The 14,253-nt window shown below is 70.3% G+C and carries 16 protein-coding genes; 4 read left to right on the forward strand and 12 right to left on the reverse strand.

Features of this window, described 5'->3' with window-relative positions; genetic code table 11:
• Window positions 1-5: 5 nt before the first annotated feature.
• The gene (locus RAC81_RS13625) at window positions 6-1,094 is read right to left on the reverse strand and encodes a YbdK family carboxylate-amine ligase (protein ID WP_375082864.1); all 1,089 of its coding nucleotides are present in this window, start codon (window positions 1,092-1,094) and stop codon (window positions 6-8) included.
• Between the two features lie 8 nt (window positions 1,095-1,102).
• The gene (locus tag RAC81_RS13630; RefSeq protein WP_375082865.1) at window positions 1,103-1,369 is read right to left on the reverse strand and encodes a Rho termination factor N-terminal domain-containing protein; all 267 of its coding nucleotides are present in this window, start codon (window positions 1,367-1,369) and stop codon (window positions 1,103-1,105) included.
• Window positions 1,370-1,492: 123 nt separating this feature from the next.
• On the opposite strand from RAC81_RS13630, the gene RAC81_RS13635 reads away from it, so the two are divergent.
• A complete protein-coding gene (locus RAC81_RS13635; protein ID WP_179297663.1) occupies window positions 1,493-1,657 on the forward strand; it encodes a hypothetical protein in 165 nt (54 codons plus the stop codon).
• 42 nt (window positions 1,658-1,699) lie between these two features.
• Here RAC81_RS13635 and RAC81_RS13640 read toward each other — a convergent pair whose 3' ends face one another.
• Complete coding sequence (locus tag RAC81_RS13640) at window positions 1,700-1,897, reverse strand: CsbD family protein (protein ID WP_375082866.1); 198 nt, start codon at window positions 1,895-1,897, stop codon at window positions 1,700-1,702.
• Between the two features lie 205 nt (window positions 1,898-2,102).
• On the opposite strand from RAC81_RS13640, the gene RAC81_RS13645 reads away from it, so the two are divergent.
• A complete protein-coding gene (locus RAC81_RS13645; protein WP_375082867.1) occupies window positions 2,103-2,516 on the forward strand; it encodes a hypothetical protein in 414 nt (137 codons plus the stop codon).
• A 6-nt stretch (window positions 2,517-2,522) separates the two neighbouring features.
• On the opposite strand, the gene RAC81_RS13650 is transcribed toward RAC81_RS13645, so the two are convergent.
• Entirely contained in the window at window positions 2,523-2,870 is a 348-nt protein-coding gene (locus RAC81_RS13650) for a hypothetical protein (RefSeq protein ID WP_375082868.1), read from the reverse strand.
• 318 nt (window positions 2,871-3,188) lie between these two features.
• Between RAC81_RS13650 and RAC81_RS13655 the strand changes: the two genes are divergently transcribed.
• Window positions 3,189-3,683, forward strand: coding sequence for an FBP domain-containing protein (locus tag RAC81_RS13655; RefSeq protein ID WP_096716258.1), 495 nt, complete (start codon window positions 3,189-3,191; stop codon window positions 3,681-3,683).
• Here RAC81_RS13655 and RAC81_RS13660 read toward each other — a convergent pair.
• The 4 genes from RAC81_RS13660 to RAC81_RS13675 are packed head-to-tail and all read right to left on the reverse strand — an operon-like array spanning window position 3,680 to window position 9,114.
• Window positions 3,680-5,995 carry a beta-glucosidase gene (locus tag RAC81_RS13660; protein WP_375082869.1) on the reverse strand — a complete coding sequence of 772 codons (2,316 nt, stop codon included), beginning with the start codon at window positions 5,993-5,995 and terminating at the stop codon, window positions 3,680-3,682. The two genes, RAC81_RS13655 and RAC81_RS13660, sit on opposite strands and share 4 nt — an antisense overlap.
• A 41-nt stretch (window positions 5,996-6,036) precedes the next feature.
• Window positions 6,037-6,915, reverse strand: coding sequence for a carbohydrate ABC transporter permease (locus tag RAC81_RS13665; protein ID WP_375082870.1), 879 nt, complete (start codon window positions 6,913-6,915; stop codon window positions 6,037-6,039).
• Window positions 6,912-7,844 (reverse strand): carbohydrate ABC transporter permease, encoded by a 933-nt coding sequence (locus RAC81_RS13670; protein ID WP_375082871.1) that lies wholly within the window; start codon window positions 7,842-7,844, stop codon window positions 6,912-6,914. Before RAC81_RS13670 ends, RAC81_RS13665 begins: the two co-directional genes overlap by 4 nt.
• Complete coding sequence (locus RAC81_RS13675) at window positions 7,825-9,114, reverse strand: extracellular solute-binding protein (RefSeq protein ID WP_375082872.1); 1,290 nt, start codon at window positions 9,112-9,114, stop codon at window positions 7,825-7,827. Before RAC81_RS13675 ends, RAC81_RS13670 begins: the two co-directional genes overlap by 20 nt.
• A gap of 161 nt (window positions 9,115-9,275) precedes the next feature.
• Between RAC81_RS13675 and RAC81_RS13680 the strand changes: the two genes are divergently transcribed.
• Window positions 9,276-10,295 carry a LacI family DNA-binding transcriptional regulator gene (locus tag RAC81_RS13680; RefSeq protein ID WP_375082873.1) on the forward strand — a complete coding sequence of 340 codons (1,020 nt, stop codon included), beginning with the start codon at window positions 9,276-9,278 and terminating at the stop codon, window positions 10,293-10,295.
• Between the two features lies 1 nt (window position 10,296).
• Here the strand turns inward: RAC81_RS13680 and RAC81_RS13685 are convergent, their stop codons facing one another.
• The 4 genes from RAC81_RS13685 to RAC81_RS13700 are packed head-to-tail and all read right to left on the reverse strand — an operon-like array spanning window position 10,297 to window position 14,248.
• Window positions 10,297-11,118 (reverse strand): PaaX family transcriptional regulator C-terminal domain-containing protein, encoded by an 822-nt coding sequence (locus RAC81_RS13685; RefSeq protein ID WP_375082874.1) that lies wholly within the window; start codon window positions 11,116-11,118, stop codon window positions 10,297-10,299.
• The gene (locus RAC81_RS13690; RefSeq protein ID WP_375082875.1) at window positions 11,111-12,358 is read right to left on the reverse strand and encodes a kynureninase; all 1,248 of its coding nucleotides are present in this window, start codon (window positions 12,356-12,358) and stop codon (window positions 11,111-11,113) included. The genes RAC81_RS13685 and RAC81_RS13690 overlap by 8 nt, the downstream gene beginning before the upstream one ends.
• Window position 12,359: 1 nt before the next feature.
• Window positions 12,360-13,397: a hydrolase gene (locus RAC81_RS13695; RefSeq protein ID WP_375082876.1), complete on the reverse strand. Its 1,038-nt coding sequence runs from the start codon at window positions 13,395-13,397 to the stop codon at window positions 12,360-12,362.
• Entirely contained in the window at window positions 13,397-14,248 is an 852-nt protein-coding gene (locus tag RAC81_RS13700; protein ID WP_375082877.1) for a tryptophan 2,3-dioxygenase, read from the reverse strand. Before RAC81_RS13700 ends, RAC81_RS13695 begins: the two co-directional genes overlap by 1 nt.
• Window positions 14,249-14,253 lie beyond the last annotated feature (5 nt).

Here is a 14,253-nt window from a genome sequence, read left to right on the forward strand (position 1 = left end):
CGACACTACTGCCGCTCGGCACCCCCGGGGGCGGTCGTCGCGCGGTAGAGATCGCGGAGCCCGGCGAGACCGTGCTGCTCGAGAGCGCGGAGCTGACGCTGCGCCCCGGTGCCGTGCTCGCGGACGCGGGCGAGCTGCGCTCTCACGAACGCGTCGTCGCCCTGCGCGGCGAGGGCCGCGGCGGTGCGGGACAGCATCCGCTCGATGACGTCCCACGCCGGGGCCGCGTCGCCCGTCGTCGGGTCGACCACCCTCGCCTCGGGGCCGAACCGGGACGCGGTCCACAGCGACGCGTCGATCGCGTCGAGCCCGACCTCGGGGCCGTCGTCGAGGTCGTCGGTGGTGACGAGCGCGCGGCTCAGAGCCACCGCGAGCATCGCGTCGTCGACGTCGAGCTGCGTGTCGCACACCCGCACCTCCACGGTGGGATATCGCTCCGACAGCCGGGCGGTCCAGCCGATCGACGACGCCTCGGTGATGCCGCGCAGGGCCAGCAGCCCGTCGACGCGCGCCCGGTAATCGGTGTAGTCGTGCGCGTGCGGCGGCGTCCACCCGGTGGGCAGGCGGCGGGTGAGGATCGACCGCCAGCTCGCGAAGCCCGAAGGACGGCGGTGTGCGAACGGGGAGTTGCCCGTGATCGCGAGCAGCGCCGGCATCCACGCCCGGATGCGGTTGAGGGCGCGCACGCGTTCCTCGTCGCCGTGCACCTCGACGTGCACGTGCAGGCCGTTGACCTCGTGCGTGCGAGTGAGCCCGCCGAGGATACCCGCGACCTCGTCGTAGTGCGGCGAGGGCGAGATCACCGTCTCCTCGGACCACACGAACGGGGTTCCTGTCGCGGCGACGATCGCGCGGTCCGGCGCGGCCTCCGAGGCCATCGCGGTGCGCATGCCGTACAGCTGAGTGACGGCATCCGCTGTCGTGTCGAGCGGAGCCGAGGTGGTCTCGAGCTGAGAGGTGAGGAACTCGCGGGTCACCGTGCCGCCCGCGCGCTGCCCTGTCAGGCGGTCGCGGAGGCCCTGGTTCATGGCCAGCGGAACGAGAGAGTCTTCGTCGAGGAGGAAGAACTCCTCCTCGATGCCGAACCTGGCCACCGCCGCGCCTAGTGGTTCCGCAGCGCCGAGATCAGCTCGGCCTTGCGCTTGCCGCTGTAGCCGGTGAGTCCGATCTCCTTCGCGCGCTTGCGCAGCTCGTCGACCGTCCAGTCCTCGTAGTCGCCGTGCGAGCCGCCGCGGCGGCCCACGGTGCTGCGGCCCTCTTTCGCCGCCGCGTTCGAGATGCGCGCGGCCTTCTCCTTCGACGCTCCGTCGTCGCGGAGCTCCTCGTAGAGCTCAGGGTCCTTGAGGGAGTTGTTCCTGCGTCCCGGCATGTCACTGCTCCTTACTCACGATCGGATGGTCTGCGTCAAGCCCCTGCTCTGAGGGGTGGCTACGGGTCTACAGTGAGGGCACCGAAGACGGGCGCGCCCTGCGCCCCAGAGAAGGGAAGACCGATGAATATCCTTCTGATCATCGTCATCGTGATCGCCGTCATCCTGGCGATCACCGGAGGACTCGTCCAGTCGCTGCAGTTCCTGCTGTGGGTCGGACTCGTGCTCCTGGCGATCGCCGTGATCGCCTGGTTGATCCGATCCATCTCGGGGAACCGCACGCGCTGACCCGTCACGGAATGAGGCCCGCCTCGGCGGGCCTCATTCTCGTTAAGAGTCGCGCAGGCTGTCGCCGGCCTTCTTCGCGGCGTCCTTGACGTTCTCGCCGGCCTGCTTGACCGAGGCCTTCGTCTGGTCGGCCTGGCCCTCGGCTTCGAGCCGCTCGTTGTCGGTGACCTTGCCGACGCCCTCCTTGATCTTGCCTCCGAGCTTCTCGGCGTTGTTCTTGATGTCGTTGTCTGCACTCATGATGCGTCCTTTCATCGTCCGATCAACGGGAATCACACCCTCGCACGCGCCCGCGGAACGGGCCACGGGATTGACAAGCCGCGTCTCGCGTGACAACCGGATCGGGACCGTCGACGTGGACGCCGCCTGGGGCTACCCTGGCCGGAGGCGGGTGGTCCTGCCCGCTCTCTCACCCGGCAGAGGCCGACGACGGAAGAGGTGCGCGATGGACTCGATGATGATGGATGCCTGGCGGGCGAACATGACCGCGGCCCCCGAGATGACGACGATCGACATGGCCGCGATGGACATGTCGGTCCTGCAGGCGGCCATGGACGCGTGCTCCGCCTGCGAGCAGGCGTGCACCGTGTGCTCGACCCAGATGATGGACTGTTCGCCGGCGTGCATGAACTGCGCCGACATGTGTCACACCATGATGCGGTCGATGCTGCGGATGCAGGGGATGACTCCCGCGTCGATGATGGCGATGCTCGACGCGTGCATCGCGATGTGCCAGACCTGCATGGACGAGTGCATGGAGCACGCCGCGCACAGCGACGTCTGCCGCATGTGCGCTCAGGCGTGCCAGGCCTGCATGGACGCGTGCATGGCCGTGCGCGGCATGCTGGTCCCGGCCTGACGCGCCTCAGCTTCGTGCGACGTTGAACTGGGTGCGGCCGACGGCGAGCACGCCGTAGCGCACGTGCAGCGCCACCGGCGTGCCGATCGGTGCCTCGAGGGCGGCGCCCGCGGCGTTCCACAGCCCGTGCGCAGCGCCGTCGAGCGTGCGCACCACGACCTCGCCGGAGACCGGGTCGGCGTGCTCGACGACCGCGTCGACCCACTCCGACGGGGTCGCGGAGGCCAGGCGCGCCTGGATCAGGTGCAGCGCGTGGCCGGGGGAGTGCGAGGAGCACGCGTCGCCGCGGTGGCACATGCACGCCGAACGCTCACGCACCGTCGAGGGTGAGAGATGGTTCTGCGGCGTGGACACGGCTGGCTCCTTCGAGACGGGTCGGTGATGACGTTCCGGCCAGCGTAGGCGCGGCATTCGCCCGAATGAACCCGCACCGACACGGGGCGAAACAAACAGGCGTATACTCGCCGGGTGCTGTTGTCGATGAGCGCCCCCGGACACCCGGAGCGGGCGCGGAACGGAGCCGCAGGCGCATCTCGCGCCGCGGGCAGAGGCTGACGATCGGCCGGAGGCGGAACATCCCGTCACCGGCGTCGCGTCGTACCCGGCATCCCGCCGGCATCCACCTCTGACTTCCGCCGCCCTCCGGCGGCCCCATCGAAAGCTCACACACTCATGCGTCCCATCGACGAGCGCGCCCTGCGCGCCTCCTTCATCAACGCCACCCGCAAGGAGATCTCCGACATCTCCCTGCCGCCCGGATTCGACGAGATCGACTTCGACCGGCTCGACTATCTCGGCTGGACCGACCCCAAGCTGCCGCGCCGCTCGTACGTCGTGGTGTGGATCGACGACGTCGTGACCGGCGTCGTCCTGCAGCGCGCCGAGCAGCGCGTGCTCGCTCGGGCTCAGTGCTCGTGGTGCGAGGACGTGACGCTCCGCAACGACGTGCAGCTCTACACCGCGCGCAAGGCCGGACCCGCCGGTCGCAAGGGCGACACGATCGGGAACCTCACGTGCGCCGAGTTCGGCTGCTCGAAGAACGTGCGCGTGCTGCCCCCGCTCGCGTACCAGGGGTACGACCGCGAGCTCGCCCGCGAGATGCGCATCCTGAAGCTCCAGGAGCACGTGACCGGGTTCGTCCGCGACGTCGCCGGCGAGACGGTCTAACCGATCTCGACGACGGCGACCGTCTCCTCGTCGTCGCACGCACCGCCGACCCACAGTCGGAAGCGGCCCGGTTCGACGCGGCGCACGCCGTCGGCGGCCGTGAACGCGAGCCGATCGACCGGTACCTCGAAGCTGACGCGCTCCTCGGCGCCGGCCGCGAGCGCGACCCGCCGGAAGCCCACGAGCTGGGCGACCGGACGGGTCGCGCTCGCGACCTCGTCGTGGACGTACAGCTGCACGACGTCGACCCCGTCTGCCTCGCCGGTGTTGCGCACGCGCACCGACACCCGCAGGACGTCGTCGGTCGACGCGGTGGGAGCGACCATGAGCTCGTCGTGCGCGAAGGTCGTGTACGTCAGGCCGAACCCGAACGGGCGCACCGGCGTCGGGTCGGCGCTCGTGACGTCGGCCAGGCCGCCGAGCAGCGGGTGCAGATACGAGTAGGGCTGCGCCCCCGCCGCGCGCGGCAGGGAGACGGGGAGCCGTCCCGATGGCGACGTCCGACCGCTGAGCAGACGGGCCAGCGCCGGGGCGCCCTCCTCGCCGGGGAAGAACGCCTGCAGCATCGCGGCCGGCCGCGGGGCACCCGCGCCATCGGTCGACGGGGCCTCGGACGAGGAAGCCGTCGACGCGGAGTTGACGGTTCCCAGGCCAACCGCCACTCCCGCGGCGCCGTCGCGCGGCGGGAGCGCCCAGTCCCAGGCGTACGGCCTGCCGGTCATCGCGACGAGGATCACCGGGGTGCCGGTCGCCACGACCGCATCGATGAGCTCGCGCTGCACGCCCGGCAGCTCGAGCGACTCGACGTCGTTGCCCTCGCCCACCGTGCCGCGCCCGAAGAGGCCGGCGCGATCGCCGACGACGACGATCGCGAGGTCGGCCGCCGCGGCATCCGCCGCCGCGCCGTCGATGCGCGAGCGGTCGGTGCCCTCGACCTCGCAGCCGAGCGAGAAGGTGACCTCGGCCCGCTCGAACTCGGCGCGCACCGCGTCGAGCACGGTGGGCAGCTCGATGCCCGCCGGCACCTCCGGATGATGCGCGAGCACGTGGTTCACGAACGAGTAGCAGCCCATGAGCGCCTCGGAGCTGTCGGCGTTGGGTCCGATCACGGCGATCCGCGCCGTCGTCGAGGTCTCGAGGGGAAGGATGCCGTCATTGCTCAGCAGCACGATCGACTCCTCGGCGAGCCGGCCCGCGAGCGCGCGGTGCGACGCGGAGTCCAGGTCGATCTCCTCGGGAGGTGCGCCGAAGTCGGCGTCCAGCAGGCCGAGCTCCTCCTTCTGCGCGAGCACCCGGCCCACCGCCCGGTCGAGCACGCTCTCGGGCAGCCGGCCGTCGCGCACCTGGTCCGCGAGGGTGAGGAACGCATCGGGCGATGGCAGTTCCACGTCGATCCCCGCGCTGATCGCGAGCCGTGCGGCATCCGCTCCGTCGGCGGCCACCCGGTGCATGCTGCGCAGGAAGTCGACGGCGAAGTAGTCCGACACGACGACGCCGTCGAAGCCCCAGCGCTCGCGCAGGACCTCCGTGAGGTAGTGCGCGTCGGCGGTCACCGGAGTGCCGTCGATGTCGACGTACGAGTTCATGACGCTGCGCGCCCCGCCCTCGCGCAGCGCCATCTCGAACGGCGGCATGAGGACGTCCTCGATCTCGCGACGCCCGGCGTGCACGGGCGCGTGGTTCCGCCCCGCCTGCGACGCGGAGTAGCCGATGAAGTGCTTGAGCGTCGCGTGCACCCCGGCCGACTGCAGACCGCGCACGTACGCGGTGCCGATCGTGCCGACCACCAGCGGGTCCTCGGCGATGCACTCGTCGACCCGGCCCCAGCGGGGATCGCGGATCACGTCGAGCACCGGCGCGAGACCCTGGTGGATGCCGAGGGCGCGCATCGACTCGCCGATCGCCGCTCCGACCGCGGCCACGAGATCGGGGTCGAACGAGGCGCCCCAGGCGAGCGGCGTCGGGTACGTCGCCGCCTGCCACGCGGCGAGGCCGGTCAGGCACTCCTCGTGCACGATCGCCGGGATGCCGAGGCGGGTCTCCCGCTGCAGCCGGGCCTGTTCCGTCCATAGCCAGCGCGCCCGCTCGACGGGATCGACGGGGCGGGTGCCGTACACGCGTGTGAGGTGGCCGATGCCGTGCGCACTCGCCTCGTCGTAGCGGCTGGAGCTCTTCTTCTCACCCGACAGCGGAGCGACGACCTCGTCGCCCTGGTCGACCCAGTACCCGACGAGCTGCGCCTGCTTCTCCTCCAGGGTCATCTCGGCGAGGAGGGCCTCGACCCGCGCGGAGTGGGGGGTGCGCTGCAGCATGCTGGTGTCTCTCTCGGTCGTTCTCGTCGACATGTCCGCGCTCATCCCTTGACCGCGCCGGTGAGTCCGCCGACGATGCGGCGCTCGAAGACGCTGAAGAAGATCAGCGCCGGAATCATCGACAGCGAGGTGAAGGCGAGGACCTTCGCGGTGTCGACGGAGTACTGCGACGCGAAGGACTGCACGCCGAGCGGCAGCGTGAACGCCGCGGAGTCGTTGAGGATGAACAGCGGCAGCAGATACCCGTTCCAGCTGCCGATGAACGCCAGGATGCCGGTCGTGATGACGCCCGGCAGCGAGAGCGGAAGCACCATCCGCCAGAAGAATCCGAGGCGACTGCATCCGTCAATGAACGCGGCCTCCTGGATCTCGTCGGGGATGGCCCGCAGGAACGGGACGAGGATGATGATCGTGGTCGGGAGCGCGAACGCGATCTGCGGCAGGATGACGCCGCCGAGCGAGTTCATCAGTCCGAGGCTGCGCACGACGATGTACAGCGGCGTGATCGCGACGGTCAGCGGGAACATGAGCCCTGCGGCGAAGAACGCGTACAGCACGCCGCGACCGGCGAACCGGTAGCGGGCCAGCACGTAGGCTGCCATGAGGCCGAGCGCGACCACGCCAAGGGTCGTGGCGAGGGCGACGATCAGCGAGTTCAGCACCTGCCGCCAGAAGATGCCCCCGGTGATCACGTCGAGGTAGTTCGTCAGCACCCACGGCTGCGGCAGACCCGACGGGTCGGTCGTGATCTGCGAGTTCGTGCGGAATCCGCCGACGATGATGTAGGCGATCGGCGCGAGCATGAGCCCGACCGCGACGAGCGCGACGAAGTAGACGCCGGGGTTGGCCCAGGGCAGTCGGGGCCGCGCCGCCCGACGCGCTCCTGGGCGCTGCGTCACGAGCACGGAGGTGGCGGTCATCGCTTCCTCTCCTTCCTTCCGGCGCCGGTCAGCGCGCCCTCGGTGTCGCGCCGCAGCACGGCGCGCTGATAGATCAGCGCGACGATCAGCGAGATCACGAACAGCACCACGGCCACGGCGTTGCCGTATCCGAAGTTCCCGGCATTGCGCCCCTCGGACACCATGTAGGTGGCCATGGTCGAGGTGCCGGCGGTGGAGGCGATGTACTGCCCCCAGATGATGTAGACCAGGTCGAACAGCTGCAGCGAGCCGATGATCGACAGGAACGCCCAGATCCGCAGGGTCGGGGCGAGCAGCGGCAGGGTGATCCGCCACTGGGTCTGCCAGTACGAGGCGCCGTCGATCGCGGCCGCCTCGTGCAGCTCCTGCGGGATGCCCTGGAGGCCCGCGAGGAAGAGGATGACCGCGAACCCGACGTACTTCCAGGTGATGATCGCCATCAGGGTCCAGATCGCGATCGCGGGGTCGGAGAGCCAGTCGGTCGCGAGCGCTCCGAGCCCCATGTTCGTCAGGAGTGCGTTCAGGGCGCCGCTGGTCTGCAGCATCAGGCTCCAGCCGGTGCCGACCACGACCTCCGAGATGACGTAGGGGACGAAGATTAGGACGCGGATGAGCGACTGTCCGCGCATGCGCCGGTTCAGCAGCAGCGCCAGGAGTATCGCGACCGGTCCCTGCAAAACGAGCGACATGACGAGGATGACGCCGTTGTGCGTGAGCGCGTCGATGAACAGCGGGTCCTGCAGGATCGTGAGGTAGTTCTTGAGGCCGACGAAGTCGGTCGGCACTCCGTATCCCTGCCAGCTGAAGAAGCCGTAGTACGCGGCCATCAGCACGGGGAAGATGACGAAGGCGAGGAAGACGACGAGGGCGGGCCCGGCCAGAAGGATCACTTCCAGCCGGGCGCGCGCCTCACGCCTTCGCTGCCGCATCCTTCACGGCGGCGACGATGTCCTCCGGACCGCCCTGGCCTGCCAGCATGTTGACCACGGCCACGTTCAGCGCGTTGCCGACGTTCTGGCCGTAGACCGTGTCGAGCCACTGCGACGCGTAGGGGGCGGCGTTGTATGCCTCGAGGATCTTCTGCAGGTACGGCTCGGTCACGGCCTCCTGTGCGACCGTGTTGACCGGCGGAGCGTTGAACGCCTTGTAGTACGCGGTCTGCACGTCGCTCGTGCCGAGGTAGTTCAGGAAGTCGACGCACGCGTCGGGTGCATCGACGGAGCAGGAGTAGCCGTCGACGCCGCCCATCATCGAGCCGGGCTCGCCTTCGCCGCCCTCGACCTCGGGGAAAGGGAACCAGGAAAGATCGGGCAGCGGCTTCTGGTCGGGGGTGAGCGATCCGATGACCCCGGGGTTCCAGGCGCCCATGAGCTCCATGCCCGCCTGGTGGTTGGCGATGAGGCCGGCGGAGCTCGCCGCGCCCTGCTGTGCGGTGGTCGTGAGGAATCCGCTGTTGAACGGCTCGGTGGCCGCGAAGTCCTGAAGATCCTCGCCGGCGCGCACCCAGCACTCGTCGTCGAAGTTCATCTCGTCCGCCGCCTTCGCGAGCGTGTCTGAGCTGCACTCGCGCAGTGCGAACCAGTAGTACCAGTGCGCGGCCGGCCAGGCGTCCTTCGCGCCGAGCGCGACGGGGTCGATGCCGGCGGCCTCGAGCGCCTCGGTCGCCGTCTCGAGCTCGTCGATCGTCGTCGGGGTCTCGGTGATGCCGGCCTGGTCGAAGAGGTCCTGGCTGTAGAAGAGCCCGCCGGGCAGCACGGCCACCGGCATCGCGTAGATCTTGTCGTCGAGACTGTTCGCCGAGTACGCGGCATCCGGGATCTCGTCGGCAGCGGCGCCGCTGATCGCGTCGGTGAGGTCCTTCAGCTGCCCGGCCTTGACCATGGCGGCCATCTTGCCGCCGCCGCGCTGCAGGAAGATGTCGGGAGCGTCGCCGGAGTTCAGCGCGGTCTGCAGCTTGCCGTCGAGGTCTTCGTTCTGGATGGACTGGATCTCGATCGTGACGCCGGGATTGGCCTCTTCGAAGTCCGCGACCGTCGTCTCCCAGAACTCCACGCCCGGGCCGGTGGTGGAGTTGTGCCAGAGGGTCATGCGCGTGCCGTCGCCGTCGCCGCCGGACGAGTCGCCGGTGCAGCCGGAGAGCGCGAGCGCTCCGACGACGACGACCGCTGCGGAGGCGAGAGGGAGCCTTCTGCTGGTCATGTGATGTTCTCCTCATCGAGTTGCGCCTCGCTGCATTGCGGGCGCCCCGCGGGGCTCGGGTGAGATCGCGGTGGATGCAGTCTCCTGGCGTCCTCGTGGGTCGTCAAACGTTTTCGAAAACAGTTTCCATGTCGCTTCGCGGCGGTCTACGCTGACTCCACATGAGCGGGAGAACGACGATCCACGACGTCGCGAAGGCGGCGGGGGTCTCGGTGTCGACCGTGTCGAAGGCCGTCAACGGCCGGTACGGCATCGCCGACTCGACGGTGCAGCGCGTGCTCGACGCCGTCCGAGAGCTCGGGTACGAGTCGAGCCTGGTCGCCAGCAGCATGCGTGCCCGCCGCACCGGTGTCGTCGGCGTGCTGCTCGCCGACTTCGAGCCGTTCAGCGCCGAGATCCTGAAGGGGGTCGGCGCCGCGGTGCACGGGACGGCCGTCGACCTGCTGGCCTACAGCGGATCGCATCTGGGGGCCGGTGACGGGTGGGAGCGGCGGTCGCTCAGTCGACTGTCGGGCACGCTCATCGACGCGGCCATCATGGTGACCCCCACCGTGGTGAGCGCCGCGACCGAGATCCCCGTCGTCGCGATCGACCCGCACACCGGTCGCGCCGACCTGCCCACCGTCGAGTCCGACAGCTTCGGGGGTGCGCTGACCGCGACCCGCCACCTCATCGAGCTCGGACACCGGCGCATCGGATTCCTGGCCGGTCGGCCGGACCTCCGCTCGGCCGGACTGCGCGACGCCGGGTACCGACGGGCGCTGTCGGATGCCGGCATCCCCGCCGACCCCGCGCTCGTCGCGGTCGGGCGCTACGACCTCGCGATCACGCGGGAGTCGGCTCGGCGCCTTCTCGCCGGTGAGGATCGCCCGACCGCCGTGTTCGCCGCGAACGATCTCTCCGCGATCGCCGTGATCGAGGTCGCGCAGGATCTCGGACTGCGGGTACCCGAGGACCTGTCGGTGATCGGATTCGACGACGTTCCGGAGGCGTCCCGACGCGCGCTGCCGCTCACGACGATCCAGCAGCCGATGCGCCGACTCGGCGCGGTCGCGGCGGAGATGGTGTTCGCTCTCCTCGACGGTCGCGAGATCGATCAGATGCACGTGACCCTCCCGACGCGCCTCGTCGTCCGGGCGACGACCGCTCCGCCGAACGAACGGCGAGACCGCGCGTCGTGAGTCAGGTGGCCGCGACCACGCTCCGCACGTGCGCGAGCGCCGGGCCTGTGAGAGGGCGCGACCGTGCCGTGAACTCCTCGACGCTGCGTCGTCCGGGCCAGTCCTCGGGCAGCATCGCCGGCGGCAGGCCCGGATCGGTATAGGGCAGCACCCGCCAGCGGTCGATGAGGTGCACGTAGGCGGCGAAGGGCTCGGCGGGAAGGGTCGCCAGCGAACGCTGGAAAGTCAGGTGCTCGGCGCGCAGCGCATCGAGATCCCACCAGTTCGCCGCCGCCTCGACGAGCGACCCCGGCGGTGAGGGCGCGTCCGCCCGGAACAGCGTCGCCCAACGGCGTGCGTCGAGGTCGTCGAGGATCTGCTCCACCTCCCCGCGCAGGTGCCCCGGGCAGATCCAGAGCGCGGACGACACGAGCCCGGCCCCGATCCACTGCAGGCGGCGGCGGAGCTGATGGCGCACGCTGCGCGCCGTCTCGGGGATCGAGAACGACACGAGGCACCAGTCGTCGGCATCCGACATCTCGTGCATCGCGAAGATGCGCCGGTCGCCGCGCTCGAGCATCGGCACCGCGTCGGGGTTCAGCCGGTAGCCGGGCGCAGCTCGTCGCTCGCTCTGCAGCAGCCCCTTCTGCTTGAGCCGCGTGATACCCGTGCGGGCCGGGGCCTGAGCGATCCCGAGGTCGCCCGCGAGGGTCACCAGGTCGGCGGTCGAGATCCACCCGCCCAACCGGCGCAGGTACAGACCGACCAGCGTGCGCAGCAGCGATGCGGTGCTGCCGGGGCGCGCATCGATGTCGTCGAGCGGCTTCCCGATCGCGTCAGCCATGCGACTGCAGGGCCTCGCGCACCGCGAGCACCCCGCGGACCGTCTCGGCGTACGACGTGCTCAGTGGAGACAGCCCGAGGCGGATGCCGTCGGGGAACCGGAAGTCGGGGATGATGCCGTCGGCCCAGAGCCGCTGCGTCACGGCGCGGAAATCGGGATGGCCGATCGTCACGTGGCCGCCGCGTGCCGCGGCGACGCGGGGGCTCAGCAGGCGCACCCCGAGCGGGGCGAGCACCTCGTCGTGGGCGCGGATCGCGAGATCGGTGAGTGCCTGCGACTTCTCGCGCACCGCGTCGATCGTCGCCTGCTCGATGAGGTCCAGCATCCCCTGCATCGCGAGCATCGAGGTCACCGGCGGGGTGCCGCTCAGCAGTTGACGGATGTCGGATGCCGGCACGTACTCGGGCCCCATCGCGAAGATGTCGGCCGCGCTCCACCACCCCTGGATGGGCTGCCGCAGCACGCCCTGCAGCGAGTGACGCAGGTACGCGAAGGCCGGGGAGCCGGGCCCGCCGTTCAGGTACTTGTAGGTGCAGCCGACCGCCAGGTCGACGCCCCATTCGTCGAGCTGCATCGGGACGACGCCGGCCGAGTGGCAGAGGTCCCACATCATCAGGGCGCCGGTCGCGTGCGCGGCCGCGGTGATCGCCGGCATGTCTGCGAGCGCGCCGGAGCGGTAGTCGACGTGGCTCAGCGAGACGACGGCGGTGCGCTCCGAGAGCACCGCCACGACGTCGGCGAGCTGCACGCCGTGCACGGGGTCGGGGTCGATCCAGCGGATCGTCGCGCCGGTCTCGGCCGCCACGCCCTCGACGAGGAAGCGGTCGGTCGGGAAGTTGCCGCGCTCCATCACGATCTCGGTACGCGACGGCTCGTGCGCGAGGGCCGCGCGCAGCAGCTTGTAGATGAGCACGCTCGTCGAATCGGCGACGACCGTCTGACCGGCGGCGGCGCCGAGGGCGACCCTGCCGATGCGGTCGCCGAGCTCCATCGGCAGCGCCATCCACTGCTCGTCCCAGGAGCGGATGAGGCGCGTGCCCCAGTCCTCGCGGGCGAACTGCGCGAGGCGCTCCGGAACGTCTCGCAGCGGGCGCCCGAGCGAGTTCCCGTCGAGGTAGGCGTGCACTCCCGGTGCCTCGGCGAAGGCGTCGAGGTGCGCGCCGAGCGGGTCGGCGGCGTCGAGCGACGCGGCGAGGTCGAGCAGCGAGGCGGCGGCGTTGCTCGTGTCGGGTTGGGTCATGTCAGGCCTCCAGATCGGCGGTGGTCAGCGGGCGGGCGAGCGTCGGATCGGCGTCGCGGTGCGGCAGGACCAGCAGCACGGATGCCGGGTCGCGGGGATCCACGGGCGCGAGCGCGCGCAGCAGGGCGATGTCGTCGATCCCCGCCTCGCGCAGCGCCGCGACCTCGAGCGGGTTCACATCGACCGGCGTCGGGCCGTTGCCCATGTCGGTGCCGTAGCGGACGCTGCCGCCTGCGCCGTGGAACCGGCGGACGTTGTCGAGGGCGACGTGCAGGTCGGCGCCCGCATGGATCGCGAGCGTCGAGATCCAGGAGACGGATGCCGCCTGCTCGGCGATCTCCTCGTCGGTGAGCCTCTCGGTGAAGGGCGCGTGCGCGAGTGTCGCGGCTCCGAGCCCGGCGACGCGCTGCGCCTCGCCGCGCCCTTCGGCGTGCGCGACGATCGGCAGGCCACGGGTGCGCGCCGCCTCGACGAGCACCCGGAGCAGGATGTCGTCGAACACGGGTCCCGCCGAGCTGTTGCTCGCGACCTTGATGCAGGATGCTCCGGCATCCGCCATCTCGGCCACCGCCGCGACGGCGTCCCGGGTGTGGGCGATCTCGCGGAACGACCCGGCGGGCGCCCAGGACCGGTCGGACGGGTAGCCGCCGACCGGGGTGAGGAACGCCCCGGCGTACTCGATGCGGGTGGCGCGTTTCGTCTCGTCGCTGCGCTCCTCGCTCGACGACCGGAGTCCGTCGCCATTCCGGTCGCCCCGCGAGCGGAGCGGGCCGACACACGCTGCGCTCGCGTACGATGCGACGACCCCGGGGTTCGCCCCGAGGTCGACGACCCGCCCGAGCCGCGAGCCGGCCAGCCGTTCATGCTCGACGAGCTGCAGATGCACGTGGTGGTCGGTGAATCCGCCGACGATGACGCCCTCGAACCGGGGTAGATCGGATGCCGCGGGCTCGCCGCGAAGCAGCATCCGCTCGTCGTCGTCCACACCGACGACGCCCTCGCGCCATCGCGTGCCGTCGAAGAACGTCGCGGCTTTCATCAGCCGCCGATCTCGGTGCGCACGGTGTAGAGCTCGGGGAAGAAGGTGAGGTCGAGTGCGCGCTGCAGGAAGCCGACGCCGCTGGATCCGCCGGTGCCGACCTTCATCCCGATCGTGCGGGCGACGGTCTTCAGGTGGCGGAAGCGCCAGAACTGGAAGTTGTCCTCGAGGTCGACGAGGTCTTCGCACGCCTCGTAGAGGTCCCAGTGGGTGCTCGGGTCCTGGTAGATCGCCCGGATCGCGGGTACGAGCTCGGGGGTCTCGCGGTAGGGAAGGCGTACGTCGCGGTCGAGGATCTCGGCGGGCACGGGCAACCCGCGGCGGGCGGCGAAGCGCAGGAACTCGTCGTAGAGCGTCGGCTTCACCCACTCGGCTTCGAGCAGTGCGCGGTTCGCGGGGTGATCGGAGAAGACGCCGAGCATCTTCTCGTTCTTGTTGCCGAGCGCGAACTCCACCGCGCGGTACTGCACCGACTGGAAGCCGGACGAGTTGCCGAGCGCGCCGCGGAACTGCGCGTACTCGGTCGGGGTGAGTGTCGCGAGCACCGACCACTGCTGCGTGATGACGTCCTGGATCCGCTTGATGCGCGCGATGCGCTTGAGGGCCTCGCGCAGGTCGTCGCGGGCGAGCAGCTCGCGCGCCGACGAGAGCTCGTGAAGCAGCTGCTTGAGCCAGAGCTCGGTGGTCTGGTGCTGGATGATGAACAGCATCTCGTCGTGGTGCTCGGGGACGCTGACGGGGTGCTGCGCGGTGAGGAGTCGGTCGAGCGCGAGATAAGACCCGTAGGTCATCTTTCCGCTCAGATCCGTGACGATGCCGGACTCGAGGTCGCGCTCGTTCTCGGGGCTCATACACT

Origin of the sequence: Microbacterium sp. CR_7, assembly GCF_041954755.1 — a bacterium.
Taxonomy (GTDB): domain Bacteria; phylum Actinomycetota; class Actinomycetes; order Actinomycetales; family Microbacteriaceae; genus Microbacterium.